A 12,149-nucleotide genomic window follows, 5' to 3' on the forward strand; every position below is an offset into this window, starting at 1 on the left:
CTTGGTGAGTTCGCCGGTGCATGCCCTCTGACCTCGTGTTCTTCGGCTGACGATTGCGGACGTGCGGCGTCTTCGACACGCATTCGGCAGAGGGGCGGACGACGCGTGTCTGCTGAAGCCACACGCCCAGGGTATCCGCCTGAACATGCTTGCTCTGATTGCCTACCGCTCGTACGACGGCGCAACGACCGTGTGGGCCTTCGTCGTTGCCATCCTCATCGTGCTGGTGGCGGGTTGGTACATCCGACGCCGAAGGTAAGTCCGACACCCGATTTAAGAGTTCGATCATGGGGCCGTGCGGCCTGCTCCGCGCCCGCGACGCTGAGGGTTGGTGGTGCCCCCCTGCGGCCGTTCCAGTCCGTTGCCGTCCAGGGGTGTTGATGTCATCCGCTGATGTCACGTCGCGGAGGGCCGGCGCGCTGCCAGTCGCCGCAGCCTGCGGCGGCGCTGTCCCGCTGTGCCCTGCTGAGCTCTCACGATGGCGACCGTCTGCGGATCACTGATCAGGTCGTAGTCGTACATCAAAAGCGCGTCGTCGTCCTCGGCGAGCAGGCATCGCAACGTGTCGATGTGACGCTCAGGGCTAGTGAGTAACCGCTTCGACTCCAGCCAGGCGGCCAGACCACCATCGTCTTCCAGCACGGAACCACCGTAGTCAGCCGGCCCGGCATCGTCGCCCCAGTTCTCCGGGTGCAGACATAACGCGTCCAGGGTGGCAGATCATCGCCGGGGGCCCAGGCCAGAGCGGGGTGGGAGGGGGACCCCTGCGCGTCGTCTGTCGGCGTCGGTCGGCCTCGGACGGCCCAGGGACGGCCCAGGACTCAGTCGGCCTCGACCGGCCGTGCCCAGGCAGCGGTGCCACCGTCCGTCACTCCATCTGCACGGGAGCAACCGGGAGCTGTTCCCTGTAGGGCCAGGTGAAAGTGCGATCGGGCTCGAGGTGCGCGTCCCCCCAGTGGATGGCATGGATGCCGTTCTCGGCGTCGGCCGTGAAGAACACACAGACCAGCCTGGTGGAAGCTCCCAGCTCCTCGAACACTTCGTGCAGCCCCAGGTACTCCTCGGTCGCCAGGTCCTCATCGACATCGAACAGGCCTTCCGGAGGCTGCGGCCCGTGCGCCCTGAACAGCCGATGCCGAGTAGGCGATGCGTTGGCCGGCAACCGGGCTCGATCCAGGGGCTTCGGCCTGTCCGCGTACCGGAAGGGGAAGAGTGCGTGATCATTGATCACCGCATACTCGTACCCCCGCACGTCGCGCACGGCTTCCCCCAGCTCTCGCGCCGTCTCCGCCAGGTTCTCGCGCACCACCCCAGCGAGGGCGACACCGTACGGACTCCGCTTCTTCAGTCCCGCGGCGAGGTGCGCGGCGTGAGCCTTCCCGTGCGCCTTGGCCAGTTGCACCGGGACCGCAGCGGCAAGTGCGCCAGCGTGCCGCCCAAACCGCTCGATGGCCCAGGCCGACGGCCCTACCGGATAGCCACCCAACACCGACATGCAGTGCTCCCCTCCCCCAGGTCCGGCCCACTGAACTGTGTGACACGTACACGAAGGGCGCACAAGGGGGCGATCTGGCCAGGGCGTCCAACGCACGCTCGTCTCTCAGACCATCCACAACTGATCACCGGCGGCCGTGACCTGCGGCTGCGCTATGGATCAACGCCCTGACCTGCTGCTGAGCTGTCGGTAGCTGTCGACGTTGGTCAACGTTGAGCGCCCTTCCGCGGCCCGAGGGCGGCCCGGGAGGGCGCTCGTGCGTGAGTGTCCGCCGTCGCTTCTCGTCCTGCTCACAGTGCGTTGCCGTCCTGCGTAGTCAATCATTCGTTGACGAGCTTGCAATCCTTGGCCGAGACGTTCGGGGCCCTCACCTGTGACGTTGCGGGCTGAGGGGGCCTTATAGGCTCGGATAACATTTTCCTGTGCTGCGGCCCCTTCTTTTGCGAGTGCCACTATTGCTTAGTCGGTAGCGGTGTTCCGTGAAGGAAAAGGGGTGGAACTGCTAATGCGAAACTCTCGATACGGGAAAATGATGGCCCTCGCGCGCGTTCTGGATGTGAGGATGTTCGTTCAAATCGGGTTACTCATCGCTTGTTCGCAATTCGTCAGTCCAGAGCAGATGACGGCTGTGTCAGGGATGCTCCTGTTGATCCAACAAGCCTCCGTTCGCGGAGGGGGCGCGGGCGCGTCTAGTTCTCGTCCTCAGGATCCTGCGCTACTTCCTCCGGAAGGTCTGCATCAAACGCAATCCAGCGGAATGCCAGGTTCAGGTTCATGAGGTGGTTCTCATGCCTGTCCTGGGCATCTGCGACGTACCCGAAGCGCGCCTGACGGCGGCGATTCATATGATTCTGCTCGGCTTCTCCCTTGCCTCCGGCGAGGCGAATGAAGCGCTGCTCTGCGGATTGCCTGCTTCGCATGGCCATGGCATCGGCTATCTCGCGAAACGTGATCCCTCGACGTCGAGCCTCTCGGAGCAGCCGCTCCTCTGAAGCCTCCACGAGTACCTGCATTTCAGCCACTAGAGTCAGAGCGTCTAGCATGTCCTGATCTGTTCTGCGCGTTCCGCGGGACGGATGCGACATGATGGAGATGAATGCGGCGACGTCGATCATAAAGTGCCGCGCCTCTTGGAATTTCTTTTCGTGTCGCTTGGAGAGTCGAATGCAGGCGCGCACTGCTTTATGAGGTAGCCAGGTATGCCGGTCCATTCTTTTCTGATCGCGAGGAGCCATAAGGCAACTCTAGATCCGTTGGGTGGGGCGGGAGTCTGGTTCCGAGAAGGTCGGTGGAACGGCTTTGGGCTGGAGCTGCTTTGGGGCGAGTGATCATGGCCCCGTAAGCTTCCGGCGCGTCGGGCAGTCTGTGGACCTGCCCGTTAAAGCACGACGTTGGGGCCATGATCTTAGAGGCTCGCCCCAAAGTGGCTGCCTAAAGCCGTGGAGCCGACCGCCCCAGCCACAGAGGGTGTCTCCCACTTCATGCCCGCAGCTCGCCAGCGCGCCGCCGGGCGCGGCCAGCCGGGGCGCAGACAGGAGGCAGGCCGCGCCGCAGAGGCGGCGCGCGCCCGCGCCGTGCGCGGGCCTTGATGAAGTAGGGAAAGTTCTACCGCGCTGCGATCAGGCTCTTGCCGTCATGGCTCCGCACGTGAGGCCCGTTGCCGTCCAAGGCGTCCAGGAGCCGGATGGCGAAGACCTCGGCCATGCGTTCGCTGACCTCTTCGGGCGTGAGCCAGTCGACCTCGGTTGATTCGCTGGAGGTGCGCTCTGTGCCGCCTGAAGGCTTGCAGCGGAAGACAAGGGCGACGATGCCCCGGGTGGTGTTCTTGTAGACCCCGGTGAGCTGGTCCACCTCGACGTGGATGCCCGTCTCTTCCAAGACTTCGCGGGCGACGCCGGCCTCGGGGGTCTCGTTGAGTTCGAGTACGCCGCCGGGAAGTTCCCAAGTGCCGTTGTCCGCGCGGCGGATCGCCAGGAGTCGGCCGTCCTCGCCGATGACCACTCCGGCCACGGACACGGAGTGGAGCGGCGTTGACTCGCCTTCCTGGGCACTGTTACTCATGTGCAGGAGCATAGGAGGAAGAGAAGGACTATGGGAACAGCAGTAGGAGGTGAGCGGTCCGTACCTCGCTACGTACAGATCGCAGACGAGATCGTGCAGCAGATCCGGGCCGGTGTCATCAAGCCCGGCGACATGGTGCCCAGTGAGTCCGAGCTGGTGGACCGCTACGGCGTATCAGGCGGCACGATCCGTAAGGCCATGGTCGAGGTGCGTGCGAGCGGGCTGGTCGAGACACGGCACGGCAAGGGCTCGATCGTGAAGGATCGGCCGCCCGTGCGCCATCGGTCCTCCGACCGCTTCCGGCGTTCACTTCGGCAGGGTGGCAAAGCTGCCTATCTCGCCGAGTCTGCGCAGTCCGGCGCCACGGCCAAGGTGAGCGTCCTCTACATCGGCCCAATGGAGGCCCCGGAGGATGCTGCGGAGCGCTTGGGCGTCCCCGCCGGCACTCAGGTGCTCGCCCGGCGACGCCTCTACTTCCGTAACGGCACGCCCGTCGAGACGGCGACGTCGTACCTCCCGTGGGACGTCGTGAAGGACATCCCTGAGCTGTTCGCCGAGAACCCCGGCGGTGGCGGCATCTACGCCCGACTCGAAGACCACGGGCACGAGTTCGAGGAGTTCGTCGAGACCCTGCAAGGGCGGCCGGCCTCCAAGGCGGAGTCCTCGGAGCTGGCTCTCAGCCCCGGCGCCCCCGTCATCCACCTGATCCGTGAAGCACGTACGACCGAGGGACGCGTGGTCGAGGTCTGTGACACGCTCATGGCCGCTGACCAGTTCGTTTTCGAGTACCGGATCCCCGCCCTCGACTGACGCATCCTCAACTCCCCTCAGCCCGTCGCGACTTCTTCTTCGCGGCGGGTTGACTCATGTACAGGAGTCATGCACTCTTCTTCATGTCACTCATGTACATAAGTGACGGAGTCCAGCCTCTATAGAGGAGTGAATCGCTGTGCGTCAGATTCCCGTAGACACGTCCGCCGCGACCGTGATGGTCGCCAAGGCTCCGCAGCCCAAGGTCAAGGACCGCCGTACCGGTGAGATCGCCCTCGACAAGGACGGCGTCACGCTGATGACGGTGGAGGTCATGTTCTCCACGCCGGATGAGGTGGAGATCCTCAAGCTCACCGTTCCGCAGCCGGGCGTCTCCGAGGACCTGGCGATGGGGACTCCGGTCGCGCTGACCGGTCTGGTCGCCTCGGCGTGGGAGAACGAGTTCAACGGCCAGAAGCGCCACGGGATCGCCTTCCGGGCGGTCGCCGTGACCTCGCTTGTCGCCGCTGCCTCGAAGCCGAAGGCTGCCTGATCATGACCTGGTTCATGGTCGCGCTGGTGCTGGTCGTCGCTGCTGCGGGTCTTCTGCGGTGGCGGCGCCCCGCCTGGTACTGGCTGACCTTCGGCGTCACCCTCGCCGGGCTGCGGGTCCTGGTCCGCTACTCCTCCGTCATGGACGCCTGCGGGCTGACGGTCCCGCCCTCCCGCTGGCGCCTGGCTCTCGCCCGGATAGGCAACCGGCCGGCGCCCGGCCCCCGGGCCCCCCGCATCCTGCGGCTGCGCCCCACCCGCACGGGCCTGGTCCTGCGGCTCAAGCTCCGACCCGGTCAGGACGCCTTCGACGTCGCGGCGGCCTCCGACCGGCTGCGCCACTCCTTCGGCCTGTACGGCGTCACCTCGCGTGAACTGCGCTCCGGTGTGGTCGAGGTGAGGATGACCGGCTACGACGTCCTCAAGCGGGTCCAGATGCCTGCCAGGACCGACACCCGCCCGATGCGGGTCCCGGTCGCCCTGCGGGAGGACGGCTCGGTCCACTACCGCGACTACCGGACGGTCCCGCACGGGCTGACCCTTGGCGCCACGGAGTCGGGGAAGTCCGTCTTCCAGCGCAACCTGGTCGTCGGGCTGGCCCCGCTGGATGTCGCGCTGGTGGGCATCGACTGCAAGCAGGGCGTCGAGCTGTTCCCGCTGGCCCGCCGCTTCTCCGCGCTCGCCGACAACCCGGACACCGCCGTCGACCTCCTGGAGGCCCTCGTCACGCACATGGAGGGCGTCTACCAGATGATCCGGGCCGAGCAGCGGATCACGGTGGACGTGCCGGACGCGGAGATCGCCGCCGACATTTGGGACCTGCCCGACCACCTGCGCCCGGTCCCGGTCGTGGTCCTGGTCGATGAGGTCGCCGAACTCGCCCTGTTCGCCACCAAGGAGGAGGAGAAGCGGCGCGACCGCATCATCACCGCCCTGGTCCGCCTCGCCCAGCTCGGCCGGGCCGCCGGCATCTACCTCGAAATCTGCGGGCAGCGCTTCGGCTCCGAACTCGGCAAGGGCATCACCATGCTCCGCGCCCAGCTCACGGGCCGTACCGCGCATCGCGTCAACGACGAATCCTCCGCCAACATGGCCTTCGGCGACATCTCCCCGGACGCCGTCCTCGCCGCCATCCAAATCCCGACGGACACCCCCGGCATCGCCGTGACCGGTGACTCCTCCGGTGGCTGGGCCCGTATCCGTGCCCCGCACACCTCGCTGCGCGAGGCCGTGAATATCTGCAACAAGCATGCGGAGCGCACCCCGGACCTGCCCGCCCTGGCGGCCTTCCGGCCCGCGCTCGCCCCGCTGGCTCCGGCCCGGGTGCCGCTGTCCAAGACAGCCCCCGCCACCGCCTGACCCTTCCCCGCACCCCCGGTCGGCGTGACCGCCTTCGCGCCAGGTCCCTACCCCCGCCATGTCTGCAGAAGGGAGGAAGCCCCGTCATGTGCCCGCACTGCGAGGACTTCGCCCGCACCGTCCTGATGCTCGGTCAGCTCGCTCTCTACGGTGACACCGCCGGAGCCGACGCCTACTTCATCGAGATCGTCGGTACGTCTCTGGCCGCGTCCCTGCCGGAGCCGCCGCCGGGGACGTTCCCGCCCGGCTACGACCCCAGCGACGGCCCGCCCTACCCGGGTGAGGGGTTCTGATGGCCCGCCCCGCCCTGCGCGTGGACGCGGTGTTGGTCCAGGCCGTCATTGCCGGGGCCCTGTCCTTCGCCCACCTCCACGATCTGGCCGCCGCTGCCGGACAGGACGGCTGGAAAGCCTGGGCCTACCCCGTGTCCGTGGATCTGCTCCTGGTCGCCTCCTGGCGGCGGCTGCGGAGCGATGGCCCGTCCCGGCTGGCCTGGTGCTGGTTCCTGATTGCCTTGGTGGCCTCGCTCGGCGCCAACGTCGCCACCGCCGGACTCCTCGACCTCCACCACGTCCCGGCCTGGCTGAGCATCCTCGTCGCCGCCTGGCCCGCGCTGGCCTTCATGGGCGGCACTCTCCTCGCCCACTCCACCACCGACCACCCGGCGGCAGAAGTGCCTGCCACCACCGCCGCACCCGTACCGGTCACCGCGCATGAGCCGGAAGCCATCCCGGATGCGCTGACCGAGGCCGGAGACCTCGCCGCGCTCCCGGCCGCCGAACCTGTCACGACGCCACAACCCGCCCCGGCTACACCCGCTACTCCTGTTCCGCCGGTCCCGGCCGCGCTGGTCGATCACGCCCGCAAGGTCGCCGCCGACCACCAGACCCGTACCGGGAGCCGGATCGACGCCGACACCCTGCGCGCCCGCCTCGGCGTCCCGCCGCAGCTGGCCGACGCCATCGCCGCCCAGCTCGCCTGAAACCGGAAGGAAGCAAGACCCATGACACGTGACCCCGCTGACCTGACCGTCTCCGACTACCTCGACGGTGCCCGCGAAATGGTCGCTGCCGACCGGCCCTACCTCGCGTATCTGCTCGCCGAGGAAGCCGCCCAGCGCACCGCCGACCCGGCCACCGCCGCCGGCATTCGCGCCAGCTTCCCCGACCCGGTGACCACCCGAACGGAGCGCGACTGACATGCCTGCCCGCGACCACTTCCACTCCGTCATGCGGATCGGCCCGGTACAGATCGGCACCCACCGCGACCGCCACGGCCACACCAAGCACGCCGCCGTGTGCACCAACGACCGCTGCGGCTGGTCGGCCGACTACACCAGCCAGAGCGCCGCTCAGCTCGCCGCCCGCACCCACCGCTGCCGCGTCCGCTAGGAGACACCGCCATGCAGGTCCCGCTCTGGTTCGCCCTCGCCGTCGTCGGCTACCTCGGCTGCAAGCTCATCCGCCCGCCGCTCTGGCTGGTCCTGGTCCTGCTCCTGGGCGGCTACCTCATCGCCGACAGCCTCCTCGCCCCGGTCATCGACACCGCCGTCAAGTAACCGCCTGTGAAGGGAGATCCGCCATGCTCCGCCCGAAGATCCCCGCCAACCCGACGCCGACCGGCGCCGTCGTCCCGCTGCCGACTACACCGACCGCCGTCGACCACCACCAGCCGACCGCCGCCCCGATGGAAGTGCCGGCGTCTTCCCGGCCCACCGTGCAGCTCACCCCGGGCTCGGTGCTCGCCCTGGTCGGTGGCGGCACGGCTGTGGTCCTGGTCGTCGGCACTGTCCTGGTCTCCATGCTCCTGGCGGTCGCCGTCACCGCCGCCTCGATCGCCGTCTGCGCCCTGGTCATCCGCTCGCTCATCACCTCCCAGCACCGCCGCTGAACGGCCCCGGGGCGACGCACAAGCCGCCAAGCACGCCGCCGCTCCCGGGACCGCTCGCGTCAGCCAACCGCCATCGCCAAAGGGAGAAACGCCATGGATCCGCAGACAGCCGCGAGCATCGTGCCGTTACTGGGCTGGGCCGTGCACGGCGGCATCCTCGCCCGCCGCCTCGCCACCGCCCGCCGCGACCCGCTCACCGGCCTGCACACCCGCGCCGGATGGACCGCCCGCGCCGAACGCCTCATCCGCCGGCACCCCACCGCCGCCGTCCTCCTGGTCGACCTCGACCACTTCAAAACCCTGAACGACACCCACGGGCACGCCGCCGGAGACGCCGCCCTCGTCGCCACCGCCGACCGGCTGCGCACCTGGTGCGGACACAACGGCACCGCCGGACGCCTGGGCGGGGATGAGTTCGTGGCCGTGCTCCGGGACCTGGCCGCCGCCGATCTCGAGGCGCTCACCGATTCGCTGCACCGGCCGCTGTCCTACGACGGACTCGCTCTGCCGCTGGCCGCCTCGGTCGGGGCCTGCCTGCTCGCCGATCTGCCGGCGCCTTGCCTGGCGGATGCGCTCGCCGCCGCCGACGCCGCCATGTATGCGGCGAAAGGCCGTGGCCGCCGGGGCTCCCGCACCGCTCTTTGACCGGACACCGGGTGGCGCACAAGCCGCCAAGCACGCCGCCACCCGGGCCGTTCCCTCCAACCGCAATCGAAAGGAACCACCATCATGGCCCACCACACCCCGCCCCCGCCGAGGATCTGCCCGGCCTGCGACGGCTTCGCCTGCGTCGCCATCACCCTCGGCGGCCGTAACGCCAGCGGCCACCTGCACACCATCACCGCGCACTGCCCCGCCTGCCACGGCACCGGCACCACCAACCGCCCCACCCGCACCCGGGAGGGCGCCCGTGCCTGACCAGCTGCTCGACCCGGTCACCCTCGGCGACCTGCTGAGGGTGGCCTCGGCCGACGACTACGACCGCTGGCACGAACAGATCCGCCGCACCGGCGGCTGCTCCGACCCCATCCACCTCACCGGCTGGACCCTCACCAAGGACAAGACAACCGGCGAGACCCTGCACCACTACTCCACCGACAGCGAGCCGGGCGGACGCCTCCGCCTCGCCTGCGGCAACCGGCGGGCCTCACGCTGCCTCTCCTGCGCCTGGACGTACGCGGGCGACACCTACCACCTCATCCGCGCCGGCCTCGCCGGAGACGACCGCCGCGACATCCCCTCCACCGTCCGCGACCACCCCCGCGTCTTCGCCACCCTCACCGCCCCCTCCTTCGGCCCCGTCCACAACCGCCCCGACCGTGGCATCTGCCGTTGCGGCACCCGCCACGCCACCGACGATCCCGGCCTCGGCACCGCCCTCGACCCGGCCACCTACGACTACGCGGGCGCCATCCTGTTCAACAACCACGCGGGCAACCTGTGGCAGCGCTTCACCAACCGCCTCCGCCGGGAAATCGCCGCCCGCGCCGGCATCTCCCAACGCGAGTTGAAGGAGCGCGCCCGGCTCTCCTACGGCAAGGTCGCCGAGTTCCAAAAACGCGGCGCCCTCCACTTCCACGCCGTCATCCGCCTCGACGGGCCCGACGGCCCGGACACGCCGCCCCCTGCCTGGGCCACCGTCCAGCTGCTTACCGACGCCATTCAGGCCGCCGCCGCCCACTCCTACACCTCGGTGTCGGTCCCGGCCGCCGCCGACCAACCTGCCCGTACCTTCCGCTGGGGCACCCAGCTAGACGTCCGGCCCATCAAGGCATTCGGGGACGGCTCCGACATCACCGAACAGGCCGTCGCCTCCTACGTCGCCAAGTACGCCACCAAAGCCGCCGAGAACACCGGCACCCTCGACCGCCGCATCGGCGAACTCTGCGAACTCGACCGCCACCAGGTCCCCGACCACACGCGCCGCCTGATCGAAGCCTGCAAGCAGCTCGATCCGCTCTACCCCGACCGGCGCCTGTGGGCCTGGGCGCACATGCTCGGCTTCCGCGGTCACTTCTCCTCCAAGTCCCGCCGCTACTCCACCACCCTCGGCGAACTCCGCCAGGCCCGCGCTGACTACCGCGCCGCCCAGGAACACGCCGCCCTCGGCCTGGACGACGTCGAGCCGGACACCGTTCTCGTCCTCGCCGACTGGCAGTACGCCGGCCACGGCCATACCCCCGGCGAATCCGCCCTCGCCGCCACCATCGCCCGCGCCCTCCAGCACAACCGCGAAACCGCCCGCGAAGCCTTGACAGAGCTGGAAGGAGCCATGCCGTGACGACGCCCGTTGTCAGGTCGCGAGACGAAAAGCTCACCCTTGCCGAAGTCTGCACGGAGCTGAAGATTTCCCGGTCCACCTTCTACGACTGGCGGGCGAAGCGACGTGCCCCGCGCTGCATCAAGCTCCCGAACGGCGACCTGAGGATCCGGCGGAGCGATCTCGACCACTGGCTCGACGACCGTGAGGACGCCGCCTGATGGAGACCACGTACGACGTCAAGATCTACAAGATCCTCACGTACAAGGGCGCCCGGAAGACCACGCACACAGTGCGCTGGGTGGTTGCTGGCAAGCGCTGGCGTGAGCCCTTCCGCACCGCTGCGCTGGCCGAGGGATTCCGCTCCGAACTCATACAGGCGACGGGCAAGGGGGAGGCGTTCGTCGTTGCCACCGGCCTGCCGGTCTCTCATCGCTCCAAGTCGGCCGCCACGAGCTGGTACAAGTTCGCCGTTGAGTACATGGACTTCCGCTGGCCTCAACTCGGCGCGAACAGCCGCAAGAACACCGCGAAGGCCCTCACGGCGACCACCATCGCACTGCTGCGTGTCCAGCCCACTCAGTTCGACCCTGTCGCCGTGCGGACCGCGGTGCGTGAATGGGCGTTCAACGCCAACCGGCGAGCAGAAGCGCCCCGGGACGTGGTGACCATTCTCAGGTGGGTCGAACGGAACTCCCTTCCAGTCTCGGCCTGGGAGGACCCGGAGAAGGCCGACGAGATCCTGCGAGCCATCGACACGCGCCTCGACGGCAAGCAGGCGGCTGCCTGGTCCAGGAAGCGCCACCGCCGGATCCTCAACGTCGTCATGAAGCACGCGATCCGCCGGCGCGTCCTGCGGACCAACCCCCTGCCCAAGGGGAAGGAGTCGACGGCTGTCACCAAGACCAGTAACGCCGTGGACAAGCGGTCCTTGATGAACGCGGATCAGGCGGCCGCACTCCTCGACTGGATCCGGCGCCGGCCCCGTGGAGGGAAGCGACTGCACGCGTTCTTCGCCACGCTGTACTACTGCGGTCTGCGCCCGGAGGAAGCCGTAGCCATGCGAGTGGAAGACGTGACGCTTCCCGGCTCTGAGGACGGGGATCAGTGGTGCGAGCTGCTGATCCACACGGCGACCCCGGAGGTCGGCAAGCAGTGGACCGACACCGGCGAGATCCACGAGACGCGCGACCTGAAGGGCCGCGCCGAGGGCGAGACGCGCACCGCGCCGGGACATCCCGCTCTGACGCGAATTCTGCGGCAGCACATCGAGGACGAACAGCTCAAGCCGGGGGAACTCCTGTTCCAGGGTGAAACGGGCGGCATCCTCGCGGGTTCGGTCATCCGCCGGGCCTGGCGCAGTGCGCGCAAGGCCGTCCTGCCCCCGCACGTCTTCGAGTCGCCCACGGGCAAGCGGGTGTACGACAACCGGCACACGCGCCTCACGAAGTGGCTCAACGACGGGATCCCGCCCGCCCAGGTCGCAGAGTGGGCCGGGAACAGCGTCCCTGTGCTGCTGGCCACCTACGCCCGATGCGTCGAGGGGCAGCTCCCCGACCTGAAGAAGCGGCTCGAAGCCGCCGGAGATCTTCCAGAGGGTCCTGACCCTCTCGGCTGAGAACTTCGACACGTATTCGACACAGCCACCCGCGAAAACCCGGTGACAGCCGGACAGCCCCGGAGCCCACCCTTGATCATCGAGGGGGCGCCCGGGGCTTCGTCGTGCCGAGCGATACACGCTCTGAACAGCAAAAACGCCCTCCCAAAGGGAGGGCGGAGACT

At 68.6% G+C, this 12,149-nt stretch carries 18 protein-coding genes; 14 read left to right on the plus strand and 4 right to left on the minus strand.

Annotation, left to right across the window (positions count from 1 at the left end):
- Positions 1-396: 396 nt before the first annotated feature.
- The 4 genes from OG985_RS50610 to OG985_RS50625 all read right to left on the minus strand — a co-directional run bounded on the left by OG985_RS50610 (position 397) and on the right by OG985_RS50625 (position 3,568).
- Complete coding sequence (locus OG985_RS50610; RefSeq protein ID WP_371671466.1) at positions 397-642, minus strand: hypothetical protein; 246 nt, start codon at positions 640-642, stop codon at positions 397-399.
- Positions 643-868: 226 nt separating this feature from the next.
- Positions 869-1,495, minus strand: a complete 627-nt coding sequence (locus OG985_RS50615) for a hypothetical protein (RefSeq protein WP_371671467.1) — start codon at positions 1,493-1,495, stop codon at positions 869-871.
- Positions 1,496-2,184: 689 nt separating this feature from the next.
- A complete protein-coding gene (locus OG985_RS50620; RefSeq protein ID WP_371671468.1) occupies positions 2,185-2,730 on the minus strand; it encodes a hypothetical protein in 546 nt (181 codons plus the stop codon).
- Between the two features lie 370 nt (positions 2,731-3,100).
- Positions 3,101-3,568, minus strand: coding sequence for an NUDIX hydrolase (locus OG985_RS50625; RefSeq protein WP_371671469.1), 468 nt, complete (start codon positions 3,566-3,568; stop codon positions 3,101-3,103).
- Between the two features lie 18 nt (positions 3,569-3,586).
- Here OG985_RS50625 and OG985_RS50630 point away from each other — a divergent pair, with 18 nt between their 5' ends.
- The 14 genes from OG985_RS50630 to OG985_RS50695 all read left to right on the plus strand — a co-directional run bounded on the left by OG985_RS50630 (position 3,587) and on the right by OG985_RS50695 (position 11,985).
- The gene (locus OG985_RS50630; protein ID WP_371671470.1) at positions 3,587-4,366 is read left to right on the plus strand and encodes a GntR family transcriptional regulator; all 780 of its coding nucleotides are present in this window, start codon (positions 3,587-3,589) and stop codon (positions 4,364-4,366) included.
- 139 nt (positions 4,367-4,505) lie between these two features.
- Positions 4,506-4,859 (plus strand): hypothetical protein, encoded by a 354-nt coding sequence (locus OG985_RS50635; RefSeq protein WP_371671471.1) that lies wholly within the window; start codon positions 4,506-4,508, stop codon positions 4,857-4,859.
- A 2-nt stretch (positions 4,860-4,861) separates the two neighbouring features.
- Positions 4,862-6,217, plus strand: coding sequence for an FtsK/SpoIIIE domain-containing protein (locus OG985_RS50640; protein ID WP_371671472.1), 1,356 nt, complete (start codon positions 4,862-4,864; stop codon positions 6,215-6,217).
- Between the two features lie 86 nt (positions 6,218-6,303).
- Positions 6,304-6,510, plus strand: a complete 207-nt coding sequence (locus OG985_RS50645) for a hypothetical protein (protein WP_371671473.1) — start codon at positions 6,304-6,306, stop codon at positions 6,508-6,510.
- Entirely contained in the window at positions 6,510-7,199 is a 690-nt protein-coding gene (locus tag OG985_RS50650) for a DUF2637 domain-containing protein (RefSeq protein ID WP_371671474.1), read from the plus strand. The genes OG985_RS50645 and OG985_RS50650 overlap by 1 nt, the downstream gene beginning before the upstream one ends.
- 21 nt (positions 7,200-7,220) lie before the next feature.
- Complete coding sequence (locus OG985_RS50655) at positions 7,221-7,415, plus strand: hypothetical protein (protein ID WP_371671475.1); 195 nt, start codon at positions 7,221-7,223, stop codon at positions 7,413-7,415.
- Between the two features lies 1 nt (position 7,416).
- Positions 7,417-7,608, plus strand: coding sequence for a mobile element transfer protein (locus OG985_RS50660; RefSeq protein ID WP_371671476.1), 192 nt, complete (start codon positions 7,417-7,419; stop codon positions 7,606-7,608).
- 11 nt (positions 7,609-7,619) lie between these two features.
- Positions 7,620-7,775, plus strand: coding sequence for a hypothetical protein (locus tag OG985_RS50665; protein ID WP_371671477.1), 156 nt, complete (start codon positions 7,620-7,622; stop codon positions 7,773-7,775).
- 23 nt (positions 7,776-7,798) lie between these two features.
- Positions 7,799-8,107: a SpdD-like protein gene (locus OG985_RS50670; RefSeq protein WP_371671478.1), complete on the plus strand. Its 309-nt coding sequence runs from the start codon at positions 7,799-7,801 to the stop codon at positions 8,105-8,107.
- A gap of 93 nt (positions 8,108-8,200) precedes the next feature.
- Positions 8,201-8,752 carry a GGDEF domain-containing protein gene (locus OG985_RS50675; protein WP_371671479.1) on the plus strand — a complete coding sequence of 184 codons (552 nt, stop codon included), beginning with the start codon at positions 8,201-8,203 and terminating at the stop codon, positions 8,750-8,752.
- 84 nt (positions 8,753-8,836) lie between these two features.
- Complete coding sequence (locus OG985_RS50680; RefSeq protein ID WP_371671480.1) at positions 8,837-9,025, plus strand: hypothetical protein; 189 nt, start codon at positions 8,837-8,839, stop codon at positions 9,023-9,025.
- Positions 9,018-10,388, plus strand: coding sequence for a replication initiator protein RepSA (repSA, locus tag OG985_RS50685; RefSeq protein WP_371671481.1), 1,371 nt, complete (start codon positions 9,018-9,020; stop codon positions 10,386-10,388). The genes OG985_RS50680 and repSA overlap by 8 nt, the downstream gene beginning before the upstream one ends.
- A complete protein-coding gene (locus OG985_RS50690) occupies positions 10,385-10,588 on the plus strand; it encodes a helix-turn-helix transcriptional regulator (RefSeq protein WP_371671482.1) in 204 nt (67 codons plus the stop codon). The genes repSA and OG985_RS50690 overlap by 4 nt, the downstream gene beginning before the upstream one ends.
- The gene (locus OG985_RS50695) at positions 10,588-11,985 is read left to right on the plus strand and encodes a tyrosine-type recombinase/integrase (protein ID WP_371671483.1); all 1,398 of its coding nucleotides are present in this window, start codon (positions 10,588-10,590) and stop codon (positions 11,983-11,985) included. The genes OG985_RS50690 and OG985_RS50695 overlap by 1 nt, the downstream gene beginning before the upstream one ends.
- Positions 11,986-12,149 lie beyond the last annotated feature (164 nt).

It is taken from the genome of Streptomyces sp. NBC_00289 (genome assembly GCF_041435115.1).
GTDB lineage: Bacteria > Actinomycetota > Actinomycetes > Streptomycetales > Streptomycetaceae > Streptomyces.

Coding starts and splice junctions, on each gene's coding strand:
- OG985_RS50615 (WP_371671467.1), bottom strand. CDS start 1,495: ATGTCGGTGTTGGGTGGCTATCCGGTAGGGCCGTCGGCCTGGGCCATC.
- OG985_RS50620 (WP_371671468.1), bottom strand. CDS start 2,730: ATGGCTCCTCGCGATCAGAAAAGAATGGACCGGCATACCTGGCTACCT.
- OG985_RS50625 (WP_371671469.1), bottom strand. CDS start 3,568: ATGCTCCTGCACATGAGTAACAGTGCCCAGGAAGGCGAGTCAACGCCG.
- OG985_RS50630 (WP_371671470.1), top strand. CDS start 3,587: ATGGGAACAGCAGTAGGAGGTGAGCGGTCCGTACCTCGCTACGTACAG.
- OG985_RS50640 (WP_371671472.1), top strand. CDS start 4,862: ATGACCTGGTTCATGGTCGCGCTGGTGCTGGTCGTCGCTGCTGCGGGT.
- OG985_RS50645 (WP_371671473.1), top strand. CDS start 6,304: ATGTGCCCGCACTGCGAGGACTTCGCCCGCACCGTCCTGATGCTCGGT.
- OG985_RS50650 (WP_371671474.1), top strand. CDS start 6,510: ATGGCCCGCCCCGCCCTGCGCGTGGACGCGGTGTTGGTCCAGGCCGTC.
- OG985_RS50655 (WP_371671475.1), top strand. CDS start 7,221: ATGACACGTGACCCCGCTGACCTGACCGTCTCCGACTACCTCGACGGT.
- OG985_RS50660 (WP_371671476.1), top strand. CDS start 7,417: ATGCCTGCCCGCGACCACTTCCACTCCGTCATGCGGATCGGCCCGGTA.
- OG985_RS50665 (WP_371671477.1), top strand. CDS start 7,620: ATGCAGGTCCCGCTCTGGTTCGCCCTCGCCGTCGTCGGCTACCTCGGC.
- OG985_RS50670 (WP_371671478.1), top strand. CDS start 7,799: ATGCTCCGCCCGAAGATCCCCGCCAACCCGACGCCGACCGGCGCCGTC.
- OG985_RS50675 (WP_371671479.1), top strand. CDS start 8,201: ATGGATCCGCAGACAGCCGCGAGCATCGTGCCGTTACTGGGCTGGGCC.
- OG985_RS50680 (WP_371671480.1), top strand. CDS start 8,837: ATGGCCCACCACACCCCGCCCCCGCCGAGGATCTGCCCGGCCTGCGAC.
- OG985_RS50695 (WP_371671483.1), top strand. CDS start 10,588: ATGGAGACCACGTACGACGTCAAGATCTACAAGATCCTCACGTACAAG.